The 23,363-nt window shown below is 59.0% G+C and carries 23 protein-coding genes and 1 tRNA gene; 6 read left to right on the top strand and 18 right to left on the bottom strand.

Annotated features, from left to right (window positions below; translation table 11 throughout):
- Position 1 precedes the first annotated feature (1 nt).
- Positions 2-1,051 carry a glycoside hydrolase family 5 protein gene (locus HX899_RS25825; RefSeq protein ID WP_181293723.1) on the bottom strand — a complete coding sequence of 350 codons (1,050 nt, stop codon included), beginning with the start codon at positions 1,049-1,051 and terminating at the stop codon, positions 2-4.
- A 134-nt stretch (positions 1,052-1,185) separates the two neighbouring features.
- Here HX899_RS25825 and HX899_RS25820 point away from each other — a divergent pair, with 134 nt between their 5' ends.
- Together HX899_RS25820 and HX899_RS25815 are read left to right on the top strand one after the other, a co-directional pair.
- Positions 1,186-2,793 (top strand): GumC family protein, encoded by a 1,608-nt coding sequence (locus tag HX899_RS25820; RefSeq protein ID WP_181293722.1) that lies wholly within the window; start codon positions 1,186-1,188, stop codon positions 2,791-2,793.
- A 61-nt stretch (positions 2,794-2,854) separates the two neighbouring features.
- Positions 2,855-3,187, top strand: coding sequence for a hypothetical protein (locus tag HX899_RS25815; protein WP_138388446.1), 333 nt, complete (start codon positions 2,855-2,857; stop codon positions 3,185-3,187).
- Positions 3,188-3,193: 6 nt separating this feature from the next.
- Here HX899_RS25815 and HX899_RS25810 read toward each other — a convergent pair whose 3' ends face one another.
- From HX899_RS25810 to HX899_RS35600, 9 genes are all read right to left on the bottom strand, one after another.
- Complete coding sequence (locus tag HX899_RS25810; protein ID WP_181293721.1) at positions 3,194-3,868, bottom strand: GNAT family N-acetyltransferase; 675 nt, start codon at positions 3,866-3,868, stop codon at positions 3,194-3,196.
- A gap of 22 nt (positions 3,869-3,890) precedes the next feature.
- Positions 3,891-4,649, bottom strand: coding sequence for a cephalosporin hydroxylase family protein (locus tag HX899_RS25805; protein ID WP_171599896.1), 759 nt, complete (start codon positions 4,647-4,649; stop codon positions 3,891-3,893).
- Positions 4,650-4,681: 32 nt separating this feature from the next.
- Positions 4,682-5,830, bottom strand: coding sequence for a DegT/DnrJ/EryC1/StrS family aminotransferase (locus HX899_RS25800; protein ID WP_181293720.1), 1,149 nt, complete (start codon positions 5,828-5,830; stop codon positions 4,682-4,684).
- Positions 5,831-5,906: 76 nt separating this feature from the next.
- The gene (locus HX899_RS25795) at positions 5,907-7,145 is read right to left on the bottom strand and encodes a glycosyltransferase family A protein (RefSeq protein ID WP_181293719.1); all 1,239 of its coding nucleotides are present in this window, start codon (positions 7,143-7,145) and stop codon (positions 5,907-5,909) included.
- Complete coding sequence (gene rfbC / locus HX899_RS25790; protein ID WP_181293718.1) at positions 7,142-7,684, bottom strand: dTDP-4-dehydrorhamnose 3,5-epimerase; 543 nt, start codon at positions 7,682-7,684, stop codon at positions 7,142-7,144. The genes HX899_RS25795 and rfbC overlap by 4 nt, the downstream gene beginning before the upstream one ends.
- Positions 7,681-8,916, bottom strand: a complete 1,236-nt coding sequence (locus tag HX899_RS25785) for a class I SAM-dependent methyltransferase (RefSeq protein WP_181293717.1) — start codon at positions 8,914-8,916, stop codon at positions 7,681-7,683. Before HX899_RS25785 ends, rfbC begins: the two co-directional genes overlap by 4 nt.
- Positions 8,913-9,977: a CDP-glucose 4,6-dehydratase gene (gene rfbG, locus HX899_RS25780; protein ID WP_181293783.1), complete on the bottom strand. Its 1,065-nt coding sequence runs from the start codon at positions 9,975-9,977 to the stop codon at positions 8,913-8,915. The genes HX899_RS25785 and rfbG overlap by 4 nt, the downstream gene beginning before the upstream one ends.
- The gene (gene rfbF, locus HX899_RS25775) at positions 9,968-10,741 is read right to left on the bottom strand and encodes a glucose-1-phosphate cytidylyltransferase (protein WP_171599892.1); all 774 of its coding nucleotides are present in this window, start codon (positions 10,739-10,741) and stop codon (positions 9,968-9,970) included. Before rfbF ends, rfbG begins: the two co-directional genes overlap by 10 nt.
- A 527-nt stretch (positions 10,742-11,268) precedes the next feature.
- Complete coding sequence (locus tag HX899_RS35600; RefSeq protein WP_348647927.1) at positions 11,269-11,559, bottom strand: poly(hydroxyalkanoate) granule-associated protein; 291 nt, start codon at positions 11,557-11,559, stop codon at positions 11,269-11,271.
- 771 nt (positions 11,560-12,330) lie between these two features.
- Here HX899_RS35600 and HX899_RS25770 point away from each other — a divergent pair.
- Together HX899_RS25770 and HX899_RS35690 are read left to right on the top strand one after the other, a co-directional pair.
- Complete coding sequence (locus HX899_RS25770; protein ID WP_130712886.1) at positions 12,331-12,576, top strand: maltose ABC transporter permease; 246 nt, start codon at positions 12,331-12,333, stop codon at positions 12,574-12,576.
- 80 nt (positions 12,577-12,656) lie between these two features.
- Positions 12,657-12,980 carry a DUF6804 family protein gene (locus HX899_RS35690; RefSeq protein WP_407073935.1) on the top strand — a complete coding sequence of 108 codons (324 nt, stop codon included), beginning with the start codon at positions 12,657-12,659 and terminating at the stop codon, positions 12,978-12,980.
- A 237-nt stretch (positions 12,981-13,217) separates the two neighbouring features.
- Here HX899_RS35690 and HX899_RS25765 read toward each other — a convergent pair whose 3' ends face one another.
- The 4 genes from HX899_RS25765 to HX899_RS25750 all read right to left on the bottom strand — a co-directional run bounded on the left by HX899_RS25765 (position 13,218) and on the right by HX899_RS25750 (position 16,880).
- Positions 13,218-13,796: a recombinase family protein gene (locus HX899_RS25765; RefSeq protein ID WP_181293716.1), complete on the bottom strand. Its 579-nt coding sequence runs from the start codon at positions 13,794-13,796 to the stop codon at positions 13,218-13,220.
- Positions 13,797-14,503: 707 nt separating this feature from the next.
- A complete protein-coding gene (locus HX899_RS25760) occupies positions 14,504-15,643 on the bottom strand; it encodes an HNH endonuclease signature motif containing protein (RefSeq protein ID WP_181293715.1) in 1,140 nt (379 codons plus the stop codon).
- A 30-nt stretch (positions 15,644-15,673) separates the two neighbouring features.
- Positions 15,674-16,231 (bottom strand): hypothetical protein, encoded by a 558-nt coding sequence (locus HX899_RS25755; RefSeq protein WP_181293714.1) that lies wholly within the window; start codon positions 16,229-16,231, stop codon positions 15,674-15,676.
- Positions 16,232-16,265: 34 nt separating this feature from the next.
- Positions 16,266-16,880 carry a hypothetical protein gene (locus HX899_RS25750; RefSeq protein ID WP_181293713.1) on the bottom strand — a complete coding sequence of 205 codons (615 nt, stop codon included), beginning with the start codon at positions 16,878-16,880 and terminating at the stop codon, positions 16,266-16,268.
- A 1,218-nt stretch (positions 16,881-18,098) separates the two neighbouring features.
- Here HX899_RS25750 and HX899_RS25745 point away from each other — a divergent pair.
- Positions 18,099-19,238, top strand: a complete 1,140-nt coding sequence (locus tag HX899_RS25745) for a hypothetical protein (RefSeq protein WP_181293712.1) — start codon at positions 18,099-18,101, stop codon at positions 19,236-19,238.
- A gap of 258 nt (positions 19,239-19,496) precedes the next feature.
- On the opposite strand, the gene HX899_RS25740 is transcribed toward HX899_RS25745, so the two are convergent.
- The 3 genes from HX899_RS25740 to HX899_RS25730 all read right to left on the bottom strand — a co-directional run bounded on the left by HX899_RS25740 (position 19,497) and on the right by HX899_RS25730 (position 22,426).
- Positions 19,497-20,231 (bottom strand): DUF2971 domain-containing protein, encoded by a 735-nt coding sequence (locus HX899_RS25740; RefSeq protein ID WP_181293711.1) that lies wholly within the window; start codon positions 20,229-20,231, stop codon positions 19,497-19,499.
- A 315-nt stretch (positions 20,232-20,546) separates the two neighbouring features.
- Positions 20,547-22,253 (bottom strand): hypothetical protein, encoded by a 1,707-nt coding sequence (locus HX899_RS25735; protein WP_181293710.1) that lies wholly within the window; start codon positions 22,251-22,253, stop codon positions 20,547-20,549.
- Positions 22,254-22,339: 86 nt separating this feature from the next.
- Positions 22,340-22,426: transfer RNA gene (locus HX899_RS25730), tRNA-Leu, on the bottom strand.
- A 168-nt stretch (positions 22,427-22,594) separates the two neighbouring features.
- Here HX899_RS25730 and HX899_RS25725 point away from each other — a divergent pair.
- Positions 22,595-23,017, top strand: coding sequence for a BA14K family protein (locus HX899_RS25725; protein ID WP_181293709.1), 423 nt, complete (start codon positions 22,595-22,597; stop codon positions 23,015-23,017).
- Positions 23,018-23,026: 9 nt separating this feature from the next.
- Here HX899_RS25725 and HX899_RS25720 read toward each other — a convergent pair whose 3' ends face one another.
- Positions 23,027-23,320 (bottom strand): SelT/SelW/SelH family protein, encoded by a 294-nt coding sequence (locus HX899_RS25720; RefSeq protein WP_181293708.1) that lies wholly within the window; start codon positions 23,318-23,320, stop codon positions 23,027-23,029.
- Positions 23,321-23,363: the final 43 nt, after the last annotated feature.

Raw genomic sequence — 23,363 nt, 5'->3', positions numbered from 1 at the left:
CTCATTTCCCCGCAGGCTTGACGGCGGAGCAAGTGCCGGCACCGGCTTTTGCCACCTCGGCAAGAAGCTGCATCTGCGGCCGCTCAGGGCCCTTGCGCGGCTGGACGTTGAACGGCTCGTTCGCCGGCCACCAATCGCCGGCCGCCCAATAGGACCAGCCGAGCCAGACGTCACTATTATCAGACATGGTGGCGTAGATTTCGGTCAGCCCGCTCATGCAGTCCTTGTCGGCGGAGGCCCCGAATTCGCCGAGAAAGCCGCGCTTGTGGTTCTGCTTCAGCCAGGCAGTGACGCCGTTGATCGCCGCGACCGCGGCGCCTGCACCTTCGCAGGTCGGATGGGTCCCGGAGGAATCGGCGTCGAGATACTGATGGACCTCATAGGCGTAGAAGTCGAGCGGGTCCCGCACGCCGAGCATCACCGTTCCGTTGGCGCCGCCGATCACATCCTTTTCCCAGCTGCCCGCGCCGCTCCATGCCGTGCCCGGCACCAGGATGAGGTTACGGGCGCCGACGGCGCGGATGCTGCGGATCGCGGCATTGGCGGCATCCAGCCAGTCCGTCGCCTTGATGTCGTGCGGTTCGTTCATCAGGCCGAAGAGAACGCCGTCCTGATTGGCGAATTCGACGGCGAGCCTTGCCCAGAAGTCACCGAAGGCGGCATCCGTCGCCGGCGCCGTGCCGATCTGGGTCTTGTCGTAATAGCCGAAATTATGCGGGTCGAGCAGAACCGCCATGCCGTGCTTGCGGATCAGGCCGATCGTATCTTTGATCCGCTTGAGTTCATCCTCGTCGAGCCGCCCGCCAAGTGCGGGCTGCAGCCGTTCCCAGCGGAAGGGCAGCCGGATGATCGTCATGCCTTTTTCGGCGAAATAGCTGATCGTGTCTTCGCTCGGATAGGTGTAGTTGGTGCCGTAGATGCCGCCACGCTCGCCGTATTCGCCGCCGGACAGATTGACGCCGCGGTAGCAGGGGGCCTCAGCCGCAAGGGCCGGCGACGGGGTGAGAGCGGCCGCAAGCAGCAGCGCTGTCAAATGTCGTGTCGTCCTCATGGCATCCTCGCAATCGCGTCAAATCGCAACATCGGCGTCGCGAGAGTTATTTTAACTGTCCGTTAGCTAAGAATTTCTAAAGTATCGGCACCTCGGCTTCAGTCTTTCACGCTGGGCGGGACACGAGTGCGCGTATGAACCAGTATGACAGGAACAGGGTAAGCCGGCTCCCTGGCTGGCGCAGTTTTGAGCCATCTCAGACTGCACCGGAAGGCGTGCGCGTGCGCAGTCCCGTCGTCCGCCCGGATGATTTCGTCCGGCCATCGCCCGAACCCGCCCCGCCCCCCTTCGTGCCGCCGGCAAACATTGCGGAAACCCGCCAATATGAGCGTCCGGCGGCTCCTCCTCCAAGACAGCCTGTCGTCGACGCGCCGCCGAATGCAGAGCCCGCGCCTGCCGCACCGCTTCTCGACCTCCGCTCGAGTATCGCCGCGATCTGGAGCCGGCGGCTGATCGTGTTTGGCCTGGCGCTTCTCGGAGCCCTCACCGGCGGAGCGGTGGCGCCGCTGATTGCCCAGAAGTTCACCGCCGTCAGCAGCCTCTATTTCGATCCGCGCCAGATCGGCCTTGCCGATGCCGGCGCGCAATCTTCGGGTCCCTCGCCGGAAATGATCTCGGCGCTGATCGACAGCCAGGTACAGATCCTCACCTCGGGCAATGTGCTGCGGCGCGTCGCCGAGGCCATGAAGCTCGACCAGGACCCCGAATTCACCGGCGGCCGGACGGATGGCGCTGCCGTGATCGGCACTCTGCAGAAGGCGCTGGTCATCACCCGCGAGGCCAGTACCTATGTCGTCTCGCTTGCTGCCACGACCAACGATCCCGAAAAATCCGCAAGGCTTGCCAATCAGGTCGTCACTTCCTTCACCGAGGAAGAGAACAGCGCCTCGAACGGCATCTACGAAAACACCTCGTCGACGCTCGATGGACGCCTTAACGACCTGCGCCAGAAGGTGCTGGAGGCCGAGCAGGCCGTCGAAACCTTCCGCGCCGACAACGACATGGCCGCGACCGAAGGCAACCTGATCTCCGATCAGCGGCTCGTCTCGCTGAACACGCTGCTGGTGACGGCTCAGGAAAAGACCATCCAGGCAAAGGCGCGCGCCGATGCCGTCGCCAATCTCCGCGTCGAGGACATCGTCGCCGGCAACCAGACGGAGGGCGGCGTCACCTCGCCGCTCGTCAGCCTGCGTCAGCAATATGCCACCCAGGCCGCCGCCGTCGGCAGCCTCGAAAGCCAGATGGGCACGCGTCATCCGCGCCTGCAGGCGGCCCGCTCGTCGCTGCAGAGCATATCAGTCGAAATCAAGGGCGAATTGCAGCGTCTCGCCACCTCGGCAAGGGGCGAATACGAGCAGGCCAAGGCCGCCGAGGACAGCGTCGCCAAGGAGCTTGCCGTGCAGAAGGCGCTGCACGCGAGTTCGTCGGACAAGCAGGTGGAATTGAACGAATTGCAGCGCAAGGCGACTGCGGCGCGCGATATTTACGAGACGGTGCTGAAGCGCTCCAGCCAGACGAGCGAGGAGCAGAACCTCAACCAGAGTAACATTCGCGTCATCTCGCCGGCCGAGCCGCCGGTCAAGGCCGACGGTCCGGGAAAGAAAATCCTGCTGGTCGCCGGCATCATCGGCGGTTTTCTGGCCGGTTTTGTCGTCGGCGCTGGCTTTGCGATCCTTGCCGGCCTCTTCGGCCATCCCGTCATCAGAAGTTATTTCAGGAAGTCGCCTGCTGCGGCAGCTTGATGACGATGCTGAGCTTTCCTACATCGTCAGAGCGGCCACCAACGCCGGCAGGAGAGTTGCCATGCGGCTTGTGATGATGCTTCCCATATTGCTCGTTGCCGTGTCCGGCCTTACGCCCTCGTCCGCCCTTGCCGTCGACTGGACGAAATCGGTCGATTCTGGCGTTCAACCCCTCTATCCCTATAGGGGTCTTCCCGGCGTCAAGGCGCAGCCGGACAAGAAGGAGGAGGAATCCTACAATTGCCGCACCGAAACCGTCCAGGTCCGCCGTCGTTATGACGAGATCTTCCGTTCGGGGGGCATGCCGACGCTGATGTATGTCTGCGAACGCGACGGCTTCATCTCGATGGACGACAAGGTGCCGCTCCGCGGCCACTATCAGCCGGTGCGGTGAGGGGCTTCAGGCGGTCAGTAAAGCCGATGGATGCGCCCGCCGGAAACGTTCGATCGGAAGCTTCATCCTCAGATAGTCGAAGCCGGCATTCGCTTCCGATCGATCGACGATCGAATATTTGATCATGCCCTCTTCTTCCGTGCGCCGCAGCGGCAGGCTTTCGGCCGCCGCAAAGCCCAGCCGCTTGTAAAGGCCGATCGCTTTTTCATTGTGGGAGAAGACGTGCAGCTCGGCGGTTTCGACCCCAAGTCCGGAAAACATCCACTCCAGCAGTGCCATGCCGCAATGGAACATCAGGTTGCGAGTATCGCTCGTCCGGCCGCGGATGACGTTGTCGAATTCGGCCGAGCCGGGCCGGATGTTACAGATGCCGAAATTGCCGAACCGGTTTCCGCCTGGATCGCAAATGACGAATAGGATTCGGTCGGCGACGGGCAGTGAGATGGTTTCGAGCCACCGCCGTGTGCGTTCCTCGGTGGCGCTAAACTGGGTGAGGAAAAACGGCATCGACTGGTTGCGCCACGTCGTCAGGTCGTCGATCAGGCCGGGTTCGGCAAGCATCGACCTGTCGATGCATTGCAGGTCGCCGACGTGCCTGCCGCTATCGTCCCTGATCGGAAGTCGGAGCCGTCTGGCCGGATCCGCATTGTCCTTGAGGCTGACGATATCGACCTGCGCCATGAACGACTATCCCTGATTCCGCTCACGCCTTGCGGCAGATGCAGTAGCCGCCCGGCGAGGAAGACAACACGAGCTTGCCGTTCAGAACCGGATCGACTTCGAAGCGGTCGGTTTCCGCCAGATAATCGGTGACGGCCTTCAGTGGTTCGTTGCCGCGCAGCCAGACCTTGGAGCGCTTTGTGAAGGCCTGTTCCTCCGTCAGGTGGCCGATGAGCGTGTCGGCGACGACGAGGTAGCAGCCTTCCGTCACCAGCGGACCGTAGGCGCGGCATTCCGCCAGAACATGCTCGTAGGAATGGTCGCTGTCGAGCACCACCATCACGCGGGCGCCCGGCGGGATCTCGGCCTTCACGGCGGCAAGCACGTCGTCGTCGACGGAACCGCCCTGGATCATCTTAATCCGGCTCGACATCGGATGGGATTCGATCGACTCGCGATTATGGGCGCGGATGTCGATGTCGACGCCGACAACCTTGGCCTTGTCGTTGCCCATGGCGGCGAGGATCGACGCCATGAAGATCAGCGAGCCGCCGCGCGCAATGCCGGTTTCGATGATGACATCGGGCTTGGTCGCCCAGATGACTTCCTGGGTCGCCAGGATATCGACCGGAAGCTGGATGATCGGCACGCCCATCCATGACCAGAGATAGAAATAGTCGAACTTGTCGAGCCCGATCAGCGTGTTCAGCGATTGTTGGAAACTTGCGTCGTCCTTGCCGAGTGCAAGCGACATTTCCCGCTTGTGGGCTTCGAATTCGAGACGATCGTCCTTCGTGGTCATGACTGTTCTTTGTCCTTCGCTGTAGGGCTGTCTTAGACCGACTGCCGCAATGCCGTGCTGTTGTGGTAGATCCGCCCGGCCGCCATATCGAGCAGCGTTGCCGCTACCCGGTCGATATCGGCTTCACTCATGTCGTGATAGCTCGGCAGGTTGATCGCGCGGCCCGGGATGCTCCAGGCGTTCACGTTCTCGGGCCGATCTTCGAACATGGAGAGGCTGGAGAGGGGATAGAAGAAGACGCGCGCGTCGATATTGGCGGTCTCGAAGGTCTGCTGCATCATCTCGCGGGTAATGCCCGTCGACGGATGGAAGACGGCGGTCGGCATCCAAGCGCCGTTGATCGTGCCGGTGTATTCCGGGTTCATCGTGATGCCGGGCAGGGCCGAAAGCCGGGTCATGTAGGAGGCCAGAATTTCGCGCTTGCGGTTGACGAGTTCCTCGATGCGCTCGAGTTGGGCGCATCCGATGGCCGCCTGGATGTTGGACATCTTGTATTTGAAGCCGACCGCATCTGGCCAGAACTGCTTTGTCTGTCCGCGAGCCCGGCCGTGATTGCTGAGCGTCAGCACCTTTTCGTAGAGTGCCGCGTCATTGGTGACGAACATGCCGCCTTCGCCTGTCGTCATCGTCTTGGTGCCGTGGAAGGAGAAGGTGCCGAAGGCACCCATCGAGCCGGCGCGGCGACCGTGCCAGACGGAGCCGACCGCTTCGGCCGCGTCTTCGATCACCGGAATGCCCGTCCGCTTGCCGATTTCCAGCAGCGCGTCCATGTCGCAGAGATTGCCGTAGAGATGCGTGGCGATAATGGCCTTGGTCTTCGGCGTGATATGGCGCTCGACCTCCTCGGGATCAATGCACCACGTATCGGCGAGAACATCGACGAAAACGGGTATTGCCCCGAGGTGGACAATAGGGGAAACGGTCGCAACCCAGTTCGTATCGGCGAGGATCACTTCATCGCCGGTGCCGACGCCGAGCGCTGCAAGCCCCATGTGCATGGCGCCGGTGCAACTCGAGGTCGCGATCGCAAAGCCGCTGCCGAGATAGGTTTTGAATTCGCGTTCGAAGCGGTTGAGATAGTCGTAGCAGCGCGCGCCCCAGCCGGTGGCGGCGGCATCGGCCGCATAATCCGTTTCGAGCTGGGTGATCGAAGGCTTGGTGTAGAAGATCCTGTTTGTCATGCCGCTAATTTCTGTTGAATTGAAATCAAGACGCAGGCGCCTGCGACGATGCTAGTTTTTGAAACTGCCGCGAGGTTCACATGATGATGTGCCGGGCGACATCGTGCTGGTGGAACACGAGATTGGGCAGGTAGCCGAGTGCTACGAAATATTCCCGGTCGCTGTCGGCGCTGATGAAGACGGCGGTGCTTTCCAGCGGGCTGTCGTTGAGTTTCACCGTCACCTTCACCTTTTCGCTGAGGCCGAGTTCGCGCATCAGGCCTTCGAGCGCGGTGATTTCCGGGAAACCGCCGAGAAGCAGCGTATCGATGCCGATTGCTGAATTCACTTCGCTCACCAGCGTCTGGATGGCGACCATCAGGGGCAGCCTTTCACGGAAACTGCGAATTTCCGGGTGGTCGAGCATCCCGCCCCACATGATGCGGGTATAGAGCTCATAGGCCTTGATGAAGTTCTTGCTCTCCGCCCACAAGCGGCAGGCGACCGCCATGCGATTGAGCGTGAAGATCTTGCACATCTCCTCATATTTGAGACGCGTCTCGGGCGTGAGGGACAACGCCCCGCGCCTGACGGCCATATAGAGAAAATATTCAAGCCCGCCGCGATAGCGATCCCAGCTCGTCATGACGTCGTTGGTGCCTTCTTGCGGGCGGTCGCGGGTGATCGCCGAATTGACGATGGAGCGGTAGAACGGCCGCTGCAGGAAGGTGACCGCGCCCTGATCGAGGAAATGCGCAAGGAACGGGAACGGGTAGAAGCAGAATTCTCTCGGAATCCAGGCCGACCGCAGGGCTGACGAGCGATAGATCGCGATTTCCGGAAAGATGTGGCCTTCGCAGATATACTGGAAGACGTCGCCGAAACTTCCGTGCGGAAACTTTCGGTCCTCTTCAACATTGTAGAACTTCCTGATGTCGGTTTTGGCAACTTCGTCGTAGAAGAACCACGGCGCATGGGCGCAGGTCACCTCCTGATTGTTGTCGAGATATCTGATGGTGTCGGCCACCGCATCGGCAATCAGGATGTCATCGTCGGCGAGATAGATGAGGTATTCGCCCTTGCCGAGGCGCAGAGCGCTCGTGACGTTTGCCTGGGCGCCGGCATTGGTTTCGCGCTTGCAGTAGCGGATCGGCAGCCCGCGGGCGATGAATTCCTCGACCACCTGCTGCGTGCCGTCCGTGGAGGCATTGTCGCAGATGACGATCTCGAAGGGAAAGTCGAACTTGTAGTCGTTCTCGCAGTAGGTCAGCGCGTTTCTGAGATGGGCTTCGCGGTTATAGGTCGGGATGCAGATGCTGAGTTTGATACCGCTCAAAGGCTTGTCTCCTGGTCGTAGCTGTCAAGCGTGGCGTCGCGCTCGCTGATGATGCTCGGCGTGAACGGCCAGGCGATGGAAAAGGCGGGATCGTCCCAGCGGACGCCACGGGCAAGCTCCGGTACGTATGCTTCCGACATCTGGTAAAAGAGTTCGCAATCATCCTCGAGCGTCAGGAAGCCGTGTGCGCATCCGGCAGGTATGTAGAAGGCGTTGTGACTGATGGCATCGAGCTCGACGGAGGCCCATTTGAGATAGCTCGGCGAATCCGGCCTCAGATCGAGCGCCACGTCGAAGACCCTGCCGCGCGTGGCGCGCACCAGCTTCACCTCCGGCCGCGGTTGGGCTTGGTAGTGCATGCCGCGCAGCGTGCCGCGCTTGTGGTTCTGCGAGACATTGCACTGCGGGTAGACGGGCATGAGACCTTGCGCCGCAAAGCTCTGAGCGTCGAAGGTTCGTGCGAACATTCCCCGGTCGTCGGAGCGCGCGTCGACTTCCACGACAAAGGCACCCGAAACCGCAGTCGGAAGGAATTTCATCCGAGCACCGTCAGTTCCGGCACGGCAACGGCGAAGCGTCCGCCCCAGGCGCCGATCCTGTTGTTGGCCGCAACGACCTCGTTCTTGATGTTCCAGGGCAGGATGAGCACGTAATCCGGCTGCGTCTCGTCCATCTTCTCCGGCGCGTAGATCGGCAGCTTGCTGCCCGGCAGGAAATGCCCCTGCTTGTGCGGATTGCGGTCGACGACATATTCGATGAGGTCGGTGCCGACGCCGCAGAAATTCAGCAGCGTGTTGCCCTTGGCGGCAGCGCCATAGGCGGCGACCTTCTTGCCGTTGCGTTTGGCTAGTTCGAGGAAGGCGAGCAGGCCATCCTTGATCGGCGCCACGCGGTTCTGGAAGGCCTCGTAGATCTCGACCTTGTCGAAGCCGGCGGCCGCCTCATCGGCGCGCACCTTGGCAAGTCCGTGGCCGGTTGCGTGAGCCGTGGACGTTGCACGGCAGGCAAGCACGCGGAGACTCCCGCCATGGGTCGGCAGTTCCTCCACGTCGAACACCTTGAGGCCGTGCGCCGCGAACACCTTTTCGACGGCGAGTAGCGACAGATAACAGAAATGCTCGTGGTAGACAGTGTCGAACTGGATGTTTTCCATCAGCCGCAGCAGGTGCGGGAATTCGACGCTGACGACGCCGTCCGGCTTCAGTAAGGTCGAAAGCCCGCCGACGAAGTCATTGATGTCAGGCACGTGCGCCAGCACGTTGTTGCCGATGACAATGTCGGCGGCAAGGCCGCGGGAGACGAGATCGGCGGCCGTTTCCCCGCCGAAGAAGCGCGCTTCCGTGGGAACGCCGATCTGCCGTGCCACTTCCGCAACGTTCTCGGCCGGCTCGATGCCGAGCACCGGTACGCCGGCTTCGACGAAATGCTTGAGGAGGTAGCCGTCATTGCTCGCCACCTCGATCACCTGCGATGTCTCGCTGAGGCCGAAGCGCTTGCGCGCCATGATGGTAAACTGGCGGGCATGCTCCACCCAGCCGTCGCTGTAGGAGGAGAAATAGGCATAGTGGCTGAAGATATCCTTCGGCGGAACGAAGGCATCGGCCTGCACCAGCCAGCATTCCGTACAGACGAAGGCGCGCAGCGGATAGGATGGCTCGGGTAGTTTGAGCTGCTCCTCCGTCAGATAGGCATTGGCGAGCGGCATCGAGCCCAGATCGACGAAACGATGTTTCAGCGGAGCATCGCAAAACCGGCAATTATGCGTTGTCATGATACTGTTTCCTCATAAGCCGCGATCTGCCCGAGCGAGAAGGCGCGCATGTCGGCTCCCTCGCGATTGGCCTTGTACCAAGCGGCTGTCCAGTCGATAGTCTGTTGCAGGCTGAGGCGCGGACGCCAGCCGATGGTGTCGAGCGCCAGAGCGGAGCTCAGCGTCAGCGCCGGCGCTTCGGGCAGATGTTCGCCCGGCGCAAGCCGCCACACGTCTTCGACGCGATGAGCGCGTCCGAGCGCTTCCGCAAGTTCGGAGACCGTCGCGAAGCTCTGCGGATCGGGGCCGAAATTGAGCGCTTCGGGCAGTTCCTTTTCACCGGCAAGCGCCAGGGCCTCGGCGAAGGCGAGATAGCCGCCGAGCGGCTCCAGCACATGCTGCCAGGGGCGGATCGCTTCGGGATAACGCAGCAGGATCGGCTGACCGCTTTCGAAGGCGCGGATGAAGTCCGGGATCAGCCGGTCCTTCGACCAGTCGCCGCCGCCAATGACATTGCCGGCGCGCACCGTCGCAACGCTGATGTCGCGCCCCTTGAAGAAGCTGTCGCGGTAGCTCTGGACGACGAGTTCGGTGCAGGCCTTGGAGTTGGAATAGGGGTCCTTGCCGCCGAGTGTATCCGTCTCGACGAAGGGAACACCGCTGCCGATGTTGGCATAGACCTTGTCAGAGGTGACGACGAGAACCGTCTTGGCCGAGGGCGTTTCCCGCACCGCGTCCAGCACGTTCGCCGTTCCCATCACATTGGTCGCGAAGGTTTCGGTCGGGTTTTCATAGGAGCGCCGCACCAGCGCCTGCGCTGCCATGTGGATGACGATTTCAGGCTCGAAATCGATGAAATGCTGCTTGAACGTCGCCGCTTCGCGGATGTCGGCAATGTGATGGCTCTGCCCGTTCCAGGGCGCAAGCCGCCCATAGAGTGAGGGATTGGTCTCGGGTTCGAGCGAGACCGCCGTCACTTCCGCACCGAGCTTTTCCAGCCACAACGACAGCCAGGATCCCTTGAACCCCGTATGTCCCGTCAGGAACACGTGCCTGCCATTCCAGAAGTCCGTCAGGCCCATAGCTTCCACGGCGCCTTTCCGGAACTCCAGAGCTCCTCGAGCTGGTTGCGCTCGCGCAACGTGTCCATCGGCTGCCAGAAACCGTCATGCTTGAAGGCGGCGAGCTGGTTGTTGGCGGCCAGCCATTCCAGCGGCCCGGCTTCCCAGATCGTGTCGTCGCTCGGGATGAGATCGACCACCGAAGGGTCGAGCACGAAGAAGCCGCCGTTGATGCGCTGGCCGTCGCCCCTCGGTTTCTCCACGAAGGAGGTGATGAACTGCCCCTCGATATTCGTGGCGCCGTAACGTCCGGGCGGGGTTACCGCGCACATCGTCGCCTTGAGGCCATGGCTGCGATGAAAGGCGACTTCGGCGGCGATATCGATGTCGCCGACGCCGTCGCCATAGGTCATGCAGAACGGTTCGCCGGGTGTCAGATGATCGCGAACGCGCCCGATGCGGCCGCCGGTCATCGAATACATGCCGGTATCGACCACGGTCACGCGCCAGTTCGGTCGTGTGCCGCCGTGATAATTGATGCTGTTGGAGGCGAGGTCGACGGTGATGTCGTTGTGGTGCAGAACAAGGTTTACGAAATATTCCTTGATCATATAGCCCTTGTAGCCGGCGCAGATGATGAAATCATTGAGTCCGTGATGAGCATAGATGCTCATGATGTGCCAGAGGATCGGCATGCCGCCTATTTCGACCAGAGGCTTGGGTCGGATACTGGTCTCCTCGGCAAGACGAGAGCCAAGGCCACCGGCGAGAATTACGACTTTCATCCCAAGCGAACTCCAGAGTGTCTAGTCAGGTTTCCAGACCACCCTGAGAGTCGCCCGGGCTCTTTACCGGCGGAACGGCCGTATGTTCATCCTTGCCCCGGTATCCGATTTCGTTCTTGTGTGAGGCTTGCGGGGTGTCGGAACGGGCCGCGCGTTTCGCAGGCCGTGCGTTGAGCAATGGAACAGCTTGTCGTTCGGGACATTCCGTTTGGCCGAAAGCACGTCCTTCCAGTTTTACGAGGGCGTCAAGCGGCGCAATTGATCCGAAGAGAAAGCGGCCGATCCTGATAGGAAAACGTCAGATACCGCCGGCCGATTGCCCCGGCAAAGGCCCGGCGCGTCGGCTCGAAGAAAAAATCCCACTTCGGAATCCCGAAATTCCCCCGCTTCGGTATCCCGAAATTCGACGCCTTTCGCGGGCTGTTGTTGTGGAGAAACATCCAATGATTTCAGACCCACAACCAATTTCGGGATTCCGAATGGTGAGAGTTTTCTACGCGCCGCCATCCTTGGCCGGATCGTTGCGTCTAAGCCTCTAGACTGAGCTGGAGTGGGGCATCGTCAGCCTCGGCGACCTTAGGCTTACGTTTTGTTGCCGCCCGGCGTGGTGGTTTGGTGGTTTTCTGCAGAGTGTCGGAGCCGAGCTCATCTGACTCGCCGCTGGACAGCAGCGGGTAAGCAGCAAGCGCCGCGCCGGCAGAAGCTACCTCAATGACCGCCTTGGTGCGCGGCATTTCAACGGGTGGTTCGGCAGTTGACACCTCACGTGCCTTTGGTGGCTGGGGGTTGCTAGCTGCGGACGTGGCGTATCGGATCATCGCAAGACTCCATTGTGTTCGCTATATGTTCACATTTTGGGGTAAGGGAGTCAATGGAGGCCGGCTATCAAGAGCGGTGGGAATAAGCGTCCAGAAATGAGGATTTCGGAGAGTTCTTGGGAGCTATTGAGCGAACAAGCCTTAAGCGCATTGTCACTGGCCTTTGCTACAAGGCACCAATGCACAACTTAGCTGAAAAGGCTTAACTCCTTGATCTTGGTGGCGATCAAGAATGGAATGGTGCCCAGAAGAGGACGGGTCTCATTTGCGATAGTGAGATTGATTTTATTGTGTTTTCCACGCCTTTGTCCTTGTTTTGTGCGACAGTCTTGTGTAGCACAAAGTGGCGCTTCTGAACAAGCGCGTAACGCAATCTCTTAGGGCGAGGTGTGAAGTGCATAAGATCGTGGGGCAGTGTGAAATTGAGGTTCGGCGGTACGTGGTTTACGTGAAAGTGTTCGGGTTTGAGTTCTGTTGGACCAGAGGCATCGGCTTGGCAGTGGGAAATATAGCGGTGTGGGGAGCGTTCTAACCGGGCGCACTTAGTTCTCAAGGACTGCGATAGGCAAGCCTCAGGTTCGGCATAGTCGACCTGGGGTTTTTCTTTATCTGGAAACATTCGAAGTCTTCGGCCGAAAGGCAAAGATGTTCCGGCAAGCCCGATGCTGACCTATGGCAGGGCGTTAAGAAAACTGTTCGCTTCCCGCCAGGGCAATTGCGTAGGCCCGCACTTGCAACTACTAATCGACTACTTCACGGGGGCGGGAATCAATGCAAAGCGTAGCGGATATTCTGAAGGGTGCGTTTGGGCTGGTCTTTGGGCTGGGAGCGGCCGTCGTGGGCCTAATGTTTCCACTCGGCGGTCTGTATTGGCTGTGGATTGCCATCCAAATCGGCAGCTTTTGGATGTTCGTTGTCGGCATGATTCCGCCCTTGTGGCCGGTGAGCTGCATTGTGGGGATGTACTCGCTGGCTTTTGGGGTGCCAAACTGGGTATTCAACTGGTTTGGACATTAGGTCCAGCCGCCCGGCTGGCTTGACTGGGTATTCCCCCAGGCGATCCCCAGCAGCTAGGCTCCAGAACTAGGACGGTCGATATGCAATCACGACTCTACTTCGCGGCCGCCGCGATGCTTTGCCTTGCTACACTCCCACTGCCGTACGGGTACTACATGTTGCTGCGCCTTGTGGTCGCCGTAGCAGCGTGCCTCGCAGCGTTTAAATTCTATAGCGAGAAGAGCCAAGTTGACTGGAAGGTTTGCTTCTTTGGGGGTCTCGCTCTCCTGTTCAACCCGCTTCTGCCTGTCTTCCTCACGCGCTCACTGTGGCTGTGGATCGATTTAGCGGCTGCGCTGCTGTTTTGCTATGCGGCCTTGCGTCGTCGACGCCCCCTCGCAGCCGTGGGCAAAGACGCGCTATAGCCATCGACGCAACCCCTGCAGCACAAAACGCAAACAGACGGTCGCGCATATATGCATTGCTCATGCCTGAGCCATGCGCTGAGTGCGTACTTCAAGGGAATTTCAAGCGGTCTCGGGTCGCAATGGCATAGGCGCGCGGAAAGCACGGGCGCGGGCCATACGAAAGCCGCCCAACGTTCCCACGTGAGCGGCCCGACGTCTGCCGGTGGTCGGCTCTGCACGGCGTAGAGGCAGTGGCTATGCGCTCTCTTGCTCCTTCTTCGAAGCGCGAAGGATGCGCCAGTAGCTGCTTTCGCTGATACCAAGGGCGGTCATGATCTCGGCCATGGTCTTGCCTGAGGCCTTCAGCTTCAGCACGTTGTCGCTCTGGCGCTGGGCGGTCGGCTGGCGTCCCGTGTACTTGCCTTCAGCCTTGGCCTTTGCCACGCCTTCGCGCTGGCGTTCAAGCATCATCTCACGTTCGAACTGAGCGACCGCGCCCAGCACGCTTAGCATGAGCTTGCCCGTGGGCGTGCCAGTGTCGAGGTTCATGGCGAGGATGCGGAGAGATACGCCCTTCTTGTCGAGCCGATCAATGATTGACATGAGGTCGTGCATAGAGCGAGCGAGACGGTCCAGCTTGGTCACAACAAGCGTGTCGCCCTCGCGAACGTAGTCAAGGCAGCGCTCAAGCTCGGCGCGCTCAGCAACCGATGAGACTTGCTCAGCGAAGGTCTTAGTGCAGCCGTGCTCTTTGAGGTCGCGAAGCTGGGCGTCGAAGCCAGCCTTCTGGTCAACTGTAGAGGTGCGCGCGTATCCGATGATGGTGGCGGTCATGAGTGAAGGTGTCCCCCATTGGCAAGCGACTGTCACTTGCATCTATAGTGTTGTGACAGTGATGGTGTCAAAAGTCAATCCATATCCATGTGACAGGTGCAGCTTTCTCATCTGCGCTCTGTCACACGATGCTGCCCTAGTGACAGGTAGTGCTTAGCGATCGATGCGGAGACCCACGGCGATTATATGGAGAGCGTCGGATAAGCAGCGCGCTGGCGGTCGGGGACCATGGGCCGCAACGTGAAGGGCCGAGGCTGGCGTGGCTGTGTCATCTTCAATGCGGGAGCATCCGCGCTTCGGCCTGTCGAGGATGAGCGCAGAGCGCGGGCCTATCGCTAGCCACAATGCGCCCATGGCTGGCCTCGGGTCTCTCTGTCGGCCGGAATGTCCAGTAACAGCAAAAGGACCGCACAAGGCCAGCCACGGGCAAGCTGCATGTCCCGCGCCAAGCGTCTCGACGAGCGAGCGAAGAGGGCGATGCAGTGCGGGAGGCGGATGGAACGAGGGATGGAGAATAGGACGATGAACCCACAATCAAACGTCGCTCAGGGCCGATGGGGAGTTTCAGAAATTCTAATATCATAAGAGGCCGGACATTTTTGCTTCGGCGAACATCGCGCGCCGCGCACTGCTAATAAAATTTCCGGTCACGGTTTAAGCGCGCGTGCTTGTCCTTCTATCTCGGGACTTCTTCACGGTGGCTCTAGTTAGCGCTTAGGGTCGTATGCTGCACCGTACGATGTGCGGATTGCGCCGCGCTGCACCTTCAGCCCTGCCTTACGCACCACCCGCAAGACATACTCAACATCGACCCCATGGGCTTCAGCTATCGCGGCAGAGTGCCGACCTTCCCTGAACTCCTGCACAATGTCGGCAGTGCGCTCGGCCACCTGCCGAGTTTTGGCGTTGCCGTTAGCCTTCCATACGGTCGAGCTTGAATAGCCTGTGAGGGTGACGATCTCGGCGTTGCTCTTGCCTTCCGCTGAAAGTGCGCGGATGCGGTCCAGGTCTGTTTTCGGTCGAGCGTGGCGCTTCTGAAAGGTGATCTCTCCATCTCTGGCGAGTTCTTCAAGAATGCGCGTAACGCTATCGGGGTCGCAGTCCATGCGCTTGGCGATCTCATACGGTCGGAGACCCTGAAGATGGAACTCCTTCAAGCGGTCGCGGGCGATGGTGTTGCGGTCGAGCGTGACGCCAGCCGCAAGCAAGACCGTGTGCGCGCATGTCACGGTGCATCCCACTTCGGCAGCAATCGCCGGGGTGTTGTAACCTGCGCGGTGCAGGGCAAAGATATAGTCGTGGTCGAATGTGCGCACTGAGGCCCGTAGCTCGATGCCTTCCTCCATGAGGATGCGCTTCACTGTCTCGCGTGTGGTGCGATAGGTCTTAGCGAGGGAGGCCAGCGTCGCCCCGTTGCGGTAGGCCTTGCAAAGGTCTGCGCGCTCTATGTTCCGGCGTTCAGCCCTGCGAAGGCGCAAAGCGCTCATACGGCCCTCCGTGCGCTTGCCCCTGCCGTTTATCTTCTTGGTATTCCAGATGAGATTGGAGAGAAGGTTACAAGTTGGCGTGTCGTTCAGGTGGAGAGCTTCGAACCCTTTGGGGCACGGCCCACGGTGGGCTTCAAGCACGAGCCTGTGGACCTGCTTCGGAGGCTGTCGACCTTCGGGCGTGCGGAGGAAAATGTAGATGTAGCCGGTGCGGTGAAGGTACGGCTCAACAATCTCGCCTGTGGCTGCGACCCTTATGCGGCCGTGGGTGCTGGCCTCGTGCGTCGGGATACTCGGGACCACTGCCCATGCTTCTTCCGCGATAGCGGGACGGTGGGTCTCTTGGATAGGGAGTGTCATTTCTTGGGTTCTTCCTGTGAGCTTCAGGAGCTATTGACCAGAGGCTAGCTTGCTCTGCTGGGTCTTGAGGCTTTGGAACGACGAGAAGCCCTGCATTCCAGCGCCGATAAGCCCGGTGGCTAGATTGCCGAAGGATGGTCCCTTGGCTTTCGCGACTTTGTTGACGGTGTCGACGTAAGTTGAACCTGACGCCTGACGCTTGGCCATGTTATCCAGCGCGTCCCATGTGAGGTTCTGCGTGCTTGCGGCCTGACGGTCAGCTTCCTGCCGGTCGAGGTCAGCCATGAGGCTTTCTATGGAGAGGCCAGCTTGTCCTTCAGACGCGGACTTGTTCTCCTGCTCCGACCGGACGCGCTGATATTCCGTGTCCATGGTGAAGGAGTCCTGGGCCTGAGCTTGGTTCTTCTGAACCTCCTGCTGCTGCAAGACGTTCTGCTCGGAGCTAAATGCTGCCTGAGCGTTCGCCACGTTTTTGGCGTACATTTTATTCTGGTTGTCGGCTTCTTGCTGCTGCTGGGTGTAGCCGCCGAAGGCTTGAGCCACGCCGAGACCCGCAGTTAATACGCCCATGGAAACGGGTTCGCACATGGCTAGTCCTTATGTGAAGTAGGGGTGTAGGGGTTTAAGAGAAAGCACGAGCCACGAGGTTGCGCACTGAGACCCAAGGGAAGCTGTCGGCTAGCCCTGCAGGATCGGGGAGGCATACGCCGGGAATACCTGCGGAATTGATGCCTGGAGCGAGTATGATGGCCTTCTTGACCGCATAGACGCGGGAAAGATTTGACACCCGATAGTCGGGAAAGAGCGCGGGTGTTCTCCACTCTTCGCCTTCGAGGGTGACAGCCTCCAGCAGTTCGGCCGGGAAGGTGCGAGCACGCAGGGCGGTAACGCGGCGCTTGATCACCTTGCCGTCAACAGCCAGCTGAACCACCCTGTTGGCGTCGGGCTTGACCGGTCGGCCCGTGCCAATGCGGATCACTCGGGTTTGCATATTGATAGCGTAATGCGGGGCTTCTTCGATTGCTCGGAAGCCTTCTTGTAGGTCGGGCATGGTGGGCGGGGGCTTTCTTGTGGCACTCACGTAGCTGACGCCCACGTGCACGCATCCAGAGTAAATGGTGTTTATGGCCCGCTCTTTGTCAGCTCGCGGCGCGCGCAGCTTCTGCGCCGAAGGCTTGGCCTCGGGCATTGTTGTGGCGGGCTTGATGCGGGCGCTGGTGGCCTTGCGGGAGACCACGGATTAACGCCGGATGCCGACGAAGCTGCCCCTATGGTCGGTCGATCTGCACGGCTGCTGTATGCTCGGGCTGTCGGCTATGAACGAAGGAGATGATACCTATAGGGTTTCTTCCTTCATCCCCTTTGCCTTACAAGCCCCTGTCGCTAGAGCGCTGGGCTAGGCGTCATGCTTGGCTTTAAGCTAGCCATTGAAGGAGCCATTACCTACTGCTCTATCAATGGTGTTTTAGGCATCACGCTCAAGAGGAGGAGTCTTATTCCCTACTGCTCTATCACTGGTGTTTTCGGAGCTTACCACCGAGAGCGCTAGCCTTATTCCCTACTGCTCTACCAGACAGGTTTGAACCTTACGCTCAAGAGCACAGGGTTAATTCCTTACTGCTATCATTGCTGTCTTTGGAGCCTATCATCGAGAGCGCGAGTTTTGTTCCCCTAGAGCGCGGTCCCTGAACCCCAGCGGCCACTGACCTTGGACGTTATGGCGTTCTGGCCACGGTGGCCAAAACCGCAGGAGCTAAGGGTGGTCGACCTGCCTCGGAGTTCTTCTTGAACGAAGGCCGTGGAAATCTATTCGTCCGCGCTTTGCTCCAGCCCCCGTTCCTGGCCAATGGTGCTTTGCTGACTCGTGGTGCACTGCTGATGCGCGTTTGTGGCGTCGGCGGTGGGGCTAGCTCGGCGGAAGATAGGATGGGCTCAGTGAGTCCCTACGGGCCGCTCTCGCTGGTGTCTATGTGACGTGCTGGGTAGGCCAGCGAAGGAGCAGCGTTGTGCTGGCACGCGGAAGTCGCGGGGGGTCACGGTGTCGAATGGGCGAAGCGCGCGGGGGGTCTTATTCTAGAGGAAGGGTTTTGAGCGCTCGTCCCGGCTCTGCGTCTCGTTCTTACATTCCAAAGTGTCGGAATTGATCCTGTCGGAAACGATCCTTACGTATCAAGGGCGTCGCTCTTATCCCCTTCGCTAATATACACAGCGTCAGTTTCGCGCCCCTGCCCTAACCAAGAGTAGTGGAATTGATCAGACTTAGCCCTGCCACCGGAGAGGAGACTGCCACGTGGCGGCCCTCCACATAGTCGTGGAAGCCGTTGTCTTGTATTACCTCAGTTTGTGCCGCTAAATCAGCGAGACAATGGGTCGTTGAGAAACTCTGTGCTGGAAAGTTTTGGCCGTGGCCATCGTGTCCTATCCCCTGAGAGATTGTCCTGGATGCCATGGGTCAATGACATTCGGGAATATCGATGTGTATGGTTCCAGCGTCTTGCTGGGATGTGAGCGATGCCGATACACAGAAAGGGTCTCGCTTCCTCCCATAAGGAAGTCAAAACTCTACTTAGATCAAAGCTTTCTCAGCATGGTCTTCAAAGCGGAAGACAAAAGGTATCTCAGGATTGCTGAAAGCATTAAAGGAATTTGCGCCAAGCAAGCTCTGGTCGTCCCGTATTCAAACGTCCACGAGGATGAGACCCATCAATGGAAGCATTACGAAGCTCTCATAAACTTCATTAAAGCGACTGCTCGCGGCCATGAAGTGGCGCCGACATATGAGATTATTCAAGCCCAGTTCGATCAGGCGTTAGAACTGTGGCTAACAGCGAAGGAGCCAGATTTTTCAGTTAACAAACGAGACGCTTTTGATCGCGAGATTGACGAGTGGGAGGGCTATTATCGGATCGAGGTTGGCGGCTATTATGGCAATGTCGAGAAACTTCGATCAGCGAAAATTGCTTCGATATCTGGCTTGGTGGATACATTCGACACTTGGCGAACTAGCACTCAAACAGTTGAAGAGCAAATAGAACTTGAGCTAGCACAAGCAGCACTGGGTTATCTCGATGCGTACAAGAGCTACGTGCAGCGCATAGCTGAAGGAGACTACGCTGTTCTGCTCGATGGCCCAATCAATGCGAACTATGTGAAGCGTCTGGTGAGCTGCAAAGCCCTCGGAGAAAATGTTGATGACCGCGTCAAGGCCGCGCTTCGCTTTCTCGCCTCGTCACATTTTGCGGCGATGCCCGCGCAATCAATATCTGCCCGGATATATGCGGAACTTCGAGAGCAGGTGAGGAGAGGGGCATATACCAACAAGGAGAAGGCGAACGCGCGGCTGAGTGGTTTCTTTTTCGACGTCGACCACATTTCCGTCTATGCCCCTTATTTTGACGGCATGGTAGTGGATCGGAGTATGCACGAATTGCTGAGATCTGGAACCGTTGACCTAAGCAAGCGGTGGGGAACGAAACTATTTAGCGCGGTAAACATCGAAGAGTTTGAAGGTTGGCTGAATGAGATCGAGCAAGGTATCTCAGATGCGCAATTTGAAGCGCTAGCATCTGCCTATCCCGCTCTGAAGCATCGGTGATCGCGCGCATTGCTATCAGGAAAGCGAAGCGGATTGCTGATTTCGTAGGATTGATGTTCGCGAACGAAGGTGGGGCGGGATTGGCCACATTCATAGGCGATCAGTTTGGGGGTTTAGAAAAACCACCCCTTGTCGCCGAAGCTGACATGTCAGACCTAGAAGAGCAATGGGGGATGATGGATCGCGCGACATTGCCAGTTGGTCCATTCCTATAGCCAGGGTGCTTCGCAAGCTGGAAAGATAAGCGGCGGTTGGTCGCTACCGATAGGAACCTGTTGATACCGAAAGATTTGCATTGTCGAAGCCGTATCGATGCAGAAAGTTTTCGACAACGCGTAAAGGGGTTGTGTTCTTCGGGCCGAGAATAAGTTGTTCGATTATTTTTGTACCATCTTCTACGGCCGGAAATTCTATCGTCTGATATGGCACTAGCCGCCCATTCGCAGTGCGATAGTCGGTTTCATGCGGTGGTAGTATATTCAACGCCAGCCGCCACTCGTTCTCTTCTCGAAATGCCGGATTCTTGAACGAAAACCAGATGGGCTGCAGCGTTGTAAGGGTGCCGAAAAGCTCACTATTCTTGGATCGATATTGCTCTCGCTCCGCCTGAAGCTGCTCCTCCGTTTTAAGGCTCAGCAGACTGCCGGGCCTTGGAATGCTCACCGCACCTTCGGAAATCAATTCCTTCACCTTTGGGAATATCTCTCGAACGCGCTGCTTCTGATCATCAAGGTTGTAAATAACTTTCTGGAGCCGAACGAGCCGATTACTTTTCGTGATCGCTGTAAGAAACTCATGGGAGAAGCCAATGCTGACTCCCCTCCCATCATCAGCGTATCCGCGCCATTGGCTTAAGGTGTCGCCGTCTTCTGACATGCAGAAGCCAAGGCAATCAGTGAACTTGTCGATAAGTCCAGCCATCCCTGTGAGTTCGTCGCGCTCAGATTTATTGATGTCCTCTTCTGAAGCAACCTCGCCGATGACAGATGTCATCCATTTGCCTTCAAGGGCATCATTGGAGGATGTTAAAGATGAGAGCCAAATTGTTCTGGTCGACAGGATACTTCTGAACGTCTCGGTAGGGCAGTAATGGAAGTAGGGCAAGAAACACTCTCATCAGATGATTCCCGAATAGTTTGACAACTTCACGCAGTGTGCGCAAGCGCGCCCTTGCAGCGCTGTTAGTCCGACATAATAATAAGAATTGTCTGACGCGCCGGAAGGCCAACGGTCTTAGCCTACTCCGATCTGAACCCGCAGCGCGCCTTCCCTATATGACGCGCTGCGTTCTGCGATGCTGCCGCCGCTTTATGCGTCTGTCAGCTGCTCGGCCTTAGGCACGCTGTCGGCCATCCCTTTGAGGTCGAGCTTTGAGATAGCCTTAAGCATCTCGGGTGTTCCCGGGTGATAGTATCCGGCCGCATCGCCTTCGGCAGAGTGGCCTTGAATTGCATTAACCAATAGGATGTTGCACCCAGAGCGGTCAGGAAGCTCCGACTTAAACCAATGCCTGAACGAATGCGTCGGTCCTTTACGCTTGTCGGTGATACCCAATCCGCGTACCCAAGTGCCAACCCGATTACTGACACCCTTCGAAGGGTGCTTCTGGTCGTCTCGCAGCTGGATTGCCGCCTTTCCCTTACTGCCTCCATAAAACAAAGGCCCTTTGCCTCGGGTCTTCACAAACTCAAGGAAGCCATCTGTTATGAGGTCCGGGTGGATTGGTACGACCCTCTCTGATCCCTCGTTCTTAAGCGACCCGCCGTCTGGTGCAGTGGTGATATTGAGACAGGGGTTACCAGCATCATCGGTGATGACCATGGTTGCCCAAAGCTGCGCTATCTCTGCGACACGAGAGCCTGTCTGCGCCTGAAGCCACGGTATCCAACGGAGGTGCGCGAGCTTTTCCTTCCGTGCGGCGTTCAGTATTATCGCGATTTCTGTACGACTGAAAGGCAAACGCCTTGTCCCTGCCACGGCCTTCTGTGGTGCCTTCACGCCTTCGAAGGGATTGCGGTTGATACCGGTCGTCTCGCTGTCTCTGAGACCGAAGCGATATAGCGTGTTGAGCGCGGCGAGGTAGGTTGTCGAGATCTTCTTAAGTCCCTCGGCTATCAGCGAGTCCTTCCAGCGCAGGGCGTCGACACGTTCAACCCGGTGCGGATCGTCATGGCCCACGAACTGCTTAAAGCGCGCCACGTAGCCGCGCCATGTCGAGATCGTAGAAGCAGCGCGCTTGTCCGCCGCCTTCCAACGGTCGAAGAGGTCGTCAAAGGTCTTAACATGCTCTTCGGTGCCGCTTTGCCGGGCTGGAGCGGTTTTAGCTTTCCACGCGGGATATTGAGCCGCGTAGGGGTCGGCCGCGTAGTTTCCGTGGCTGCGCTGCCCCAGCGTTTCCACGACACGCCTTAAGGTCGCCGGTAGCCCTTCAACCAGATCGCGGTAAGACTTCTCTGACAGCAGCACGGCGCGGGCGGACAGGAAAGCGTCAAGGTCGACGATGCGCCTAACACGTGCGACGGCGGCGGCTCTGCCCTGGGGCGTCAGCGTTCGAATGCCCTCTTCGGCGTCGGTGATCATGTCCTGCCACTCGGAAAGCTCGCTCCACTCCTCGACCCCATCGTCTACGACAATCTTATGGCGCGCCGGGGGATCGGCCTCATACTGGGCAAGGAGTGCTTTGTGGATCTCGCCCAACAAAGAGGTGATATCCATATGGGAAAGATCTTCAGGCCCGCGCTGCGCTGCATCTAGGAATGCCTCGACATGGCCTAAGGCTGCGGCATGACGAACTTTAGCCAGTCGCGAGGCGGGAGCGCCAAGGGAAAAGGTGATCATATCGCCTAGCGTGACCGTGACCATGTAGGTGACGCTGTCCGGTGCGGTCGTTTCGGGAAGGTAAATCGAGAGCTTTTTGCCCCGCAAAATGGGCAGAAGAGCGGTAGGGACGCGCTTCTTAAATTGCTCGTTCTTCGTGCCAGCGCGCTTCATTGGTCGGGAGATCCGCATTACCATTGTGGGGCGCTCCTGTGTGACACTGAGGAGCAGTCAACCCCTTGAAATGCTAAATGAATAACGATTTCAAGGGGGACATAAACGGATGGTGCCCAGAAGAGGACTCGAACCTCCACACCCTTTCGGGTACCAGCACCTGAAGCTGGCGCGTCTACCAATTCCGCCATCTGGGCGACGGAGAGCGATGTAAGGGGGTGGCCCCTGACTGTCAACTGGGTTTTTGAAGTTTTTCTGACAGTTGGCGAGAAAGCAGCCGATCACATGGGCGGGAGTGGCCCGAGGCGGGCATAGCGCTCCGGCTGGTGCGCCCTATATAAAGGAAATATCGAAAGGAATGCCTCATGCTTGCTCCCCGCACGCTTCTGCTCGCCGGCCTTCTCGTCATTCTCGCGCCCGCAATCGCCGGGGCCGATTCGCTGAAGCTGGGCAAGCCGGGGGTTGGGCCGTTGAACACGGGCTCGACCCTCTGCGACTTTCGCGGCTGCTTCGGTTTTGGGCCGCAGCAATGGCATCGTCCCGCCTATGTCCAGCCGAACTACCGTCCACGCGGCGCGACCGGGCCGACTTATTACCAGCCGGGTGCTGCCGGCCGGCCACAGCTGACCTATGATCCGCCGCCGGTGCAAAGGGTGCAGCCGAAGGCGCGCAACATGAACAGCCATGCCGCCTGGTGCAGCAACGAATACCGTTCCTACAATCCGCGGACCGATCGGTTCGTCACCTATGAGGGCATCTACAAGACCTGCCGCTCGCCCTACCGCTGATCGTCGTGATCAGCTTTCCAGCGAGGCGCGGTCGACATGGCCGAGATCGCGGCCGGGCTCGACGATGTCGCGGACCCGCTGCTTCAGTTCCTTCGGCCCGGGAAAGCCGCCGTCGCGCTTGCGCTCCCAGATCAGATCGCCATTGACGCGGATCTCGAAATTGCCGCCGGTGGCGGGGATCAGCGCCACCTCACTGAGGCTGTCGGAAAAGGTATGCAGCAGCTCCTGCGACATCCAGCTGGCGCGCAGCAGCCAGTTACACTGGGTGCAGTAGAGGATCGTGACGCGGGCTTTCTCGGTCATGGCGATGTCCTTTCGTTTGCTGAGATTTAAGCCCTGTGGCGCG

It is taken from the genome of Rhizobium sp. WYCCWR 11146, assembly GCF_013591995.1.
GTDB classification, from domain to species: domain Bacteria; phylum Pseudomonadota; class Alphaproteobacteria; order Rhizobiales; family Rhizobiaceae; genus Rhizobium; species Rhizobium indicum.
This window is presented reverse-complemented; position numbering and strand designations above follow the sequence as displayed.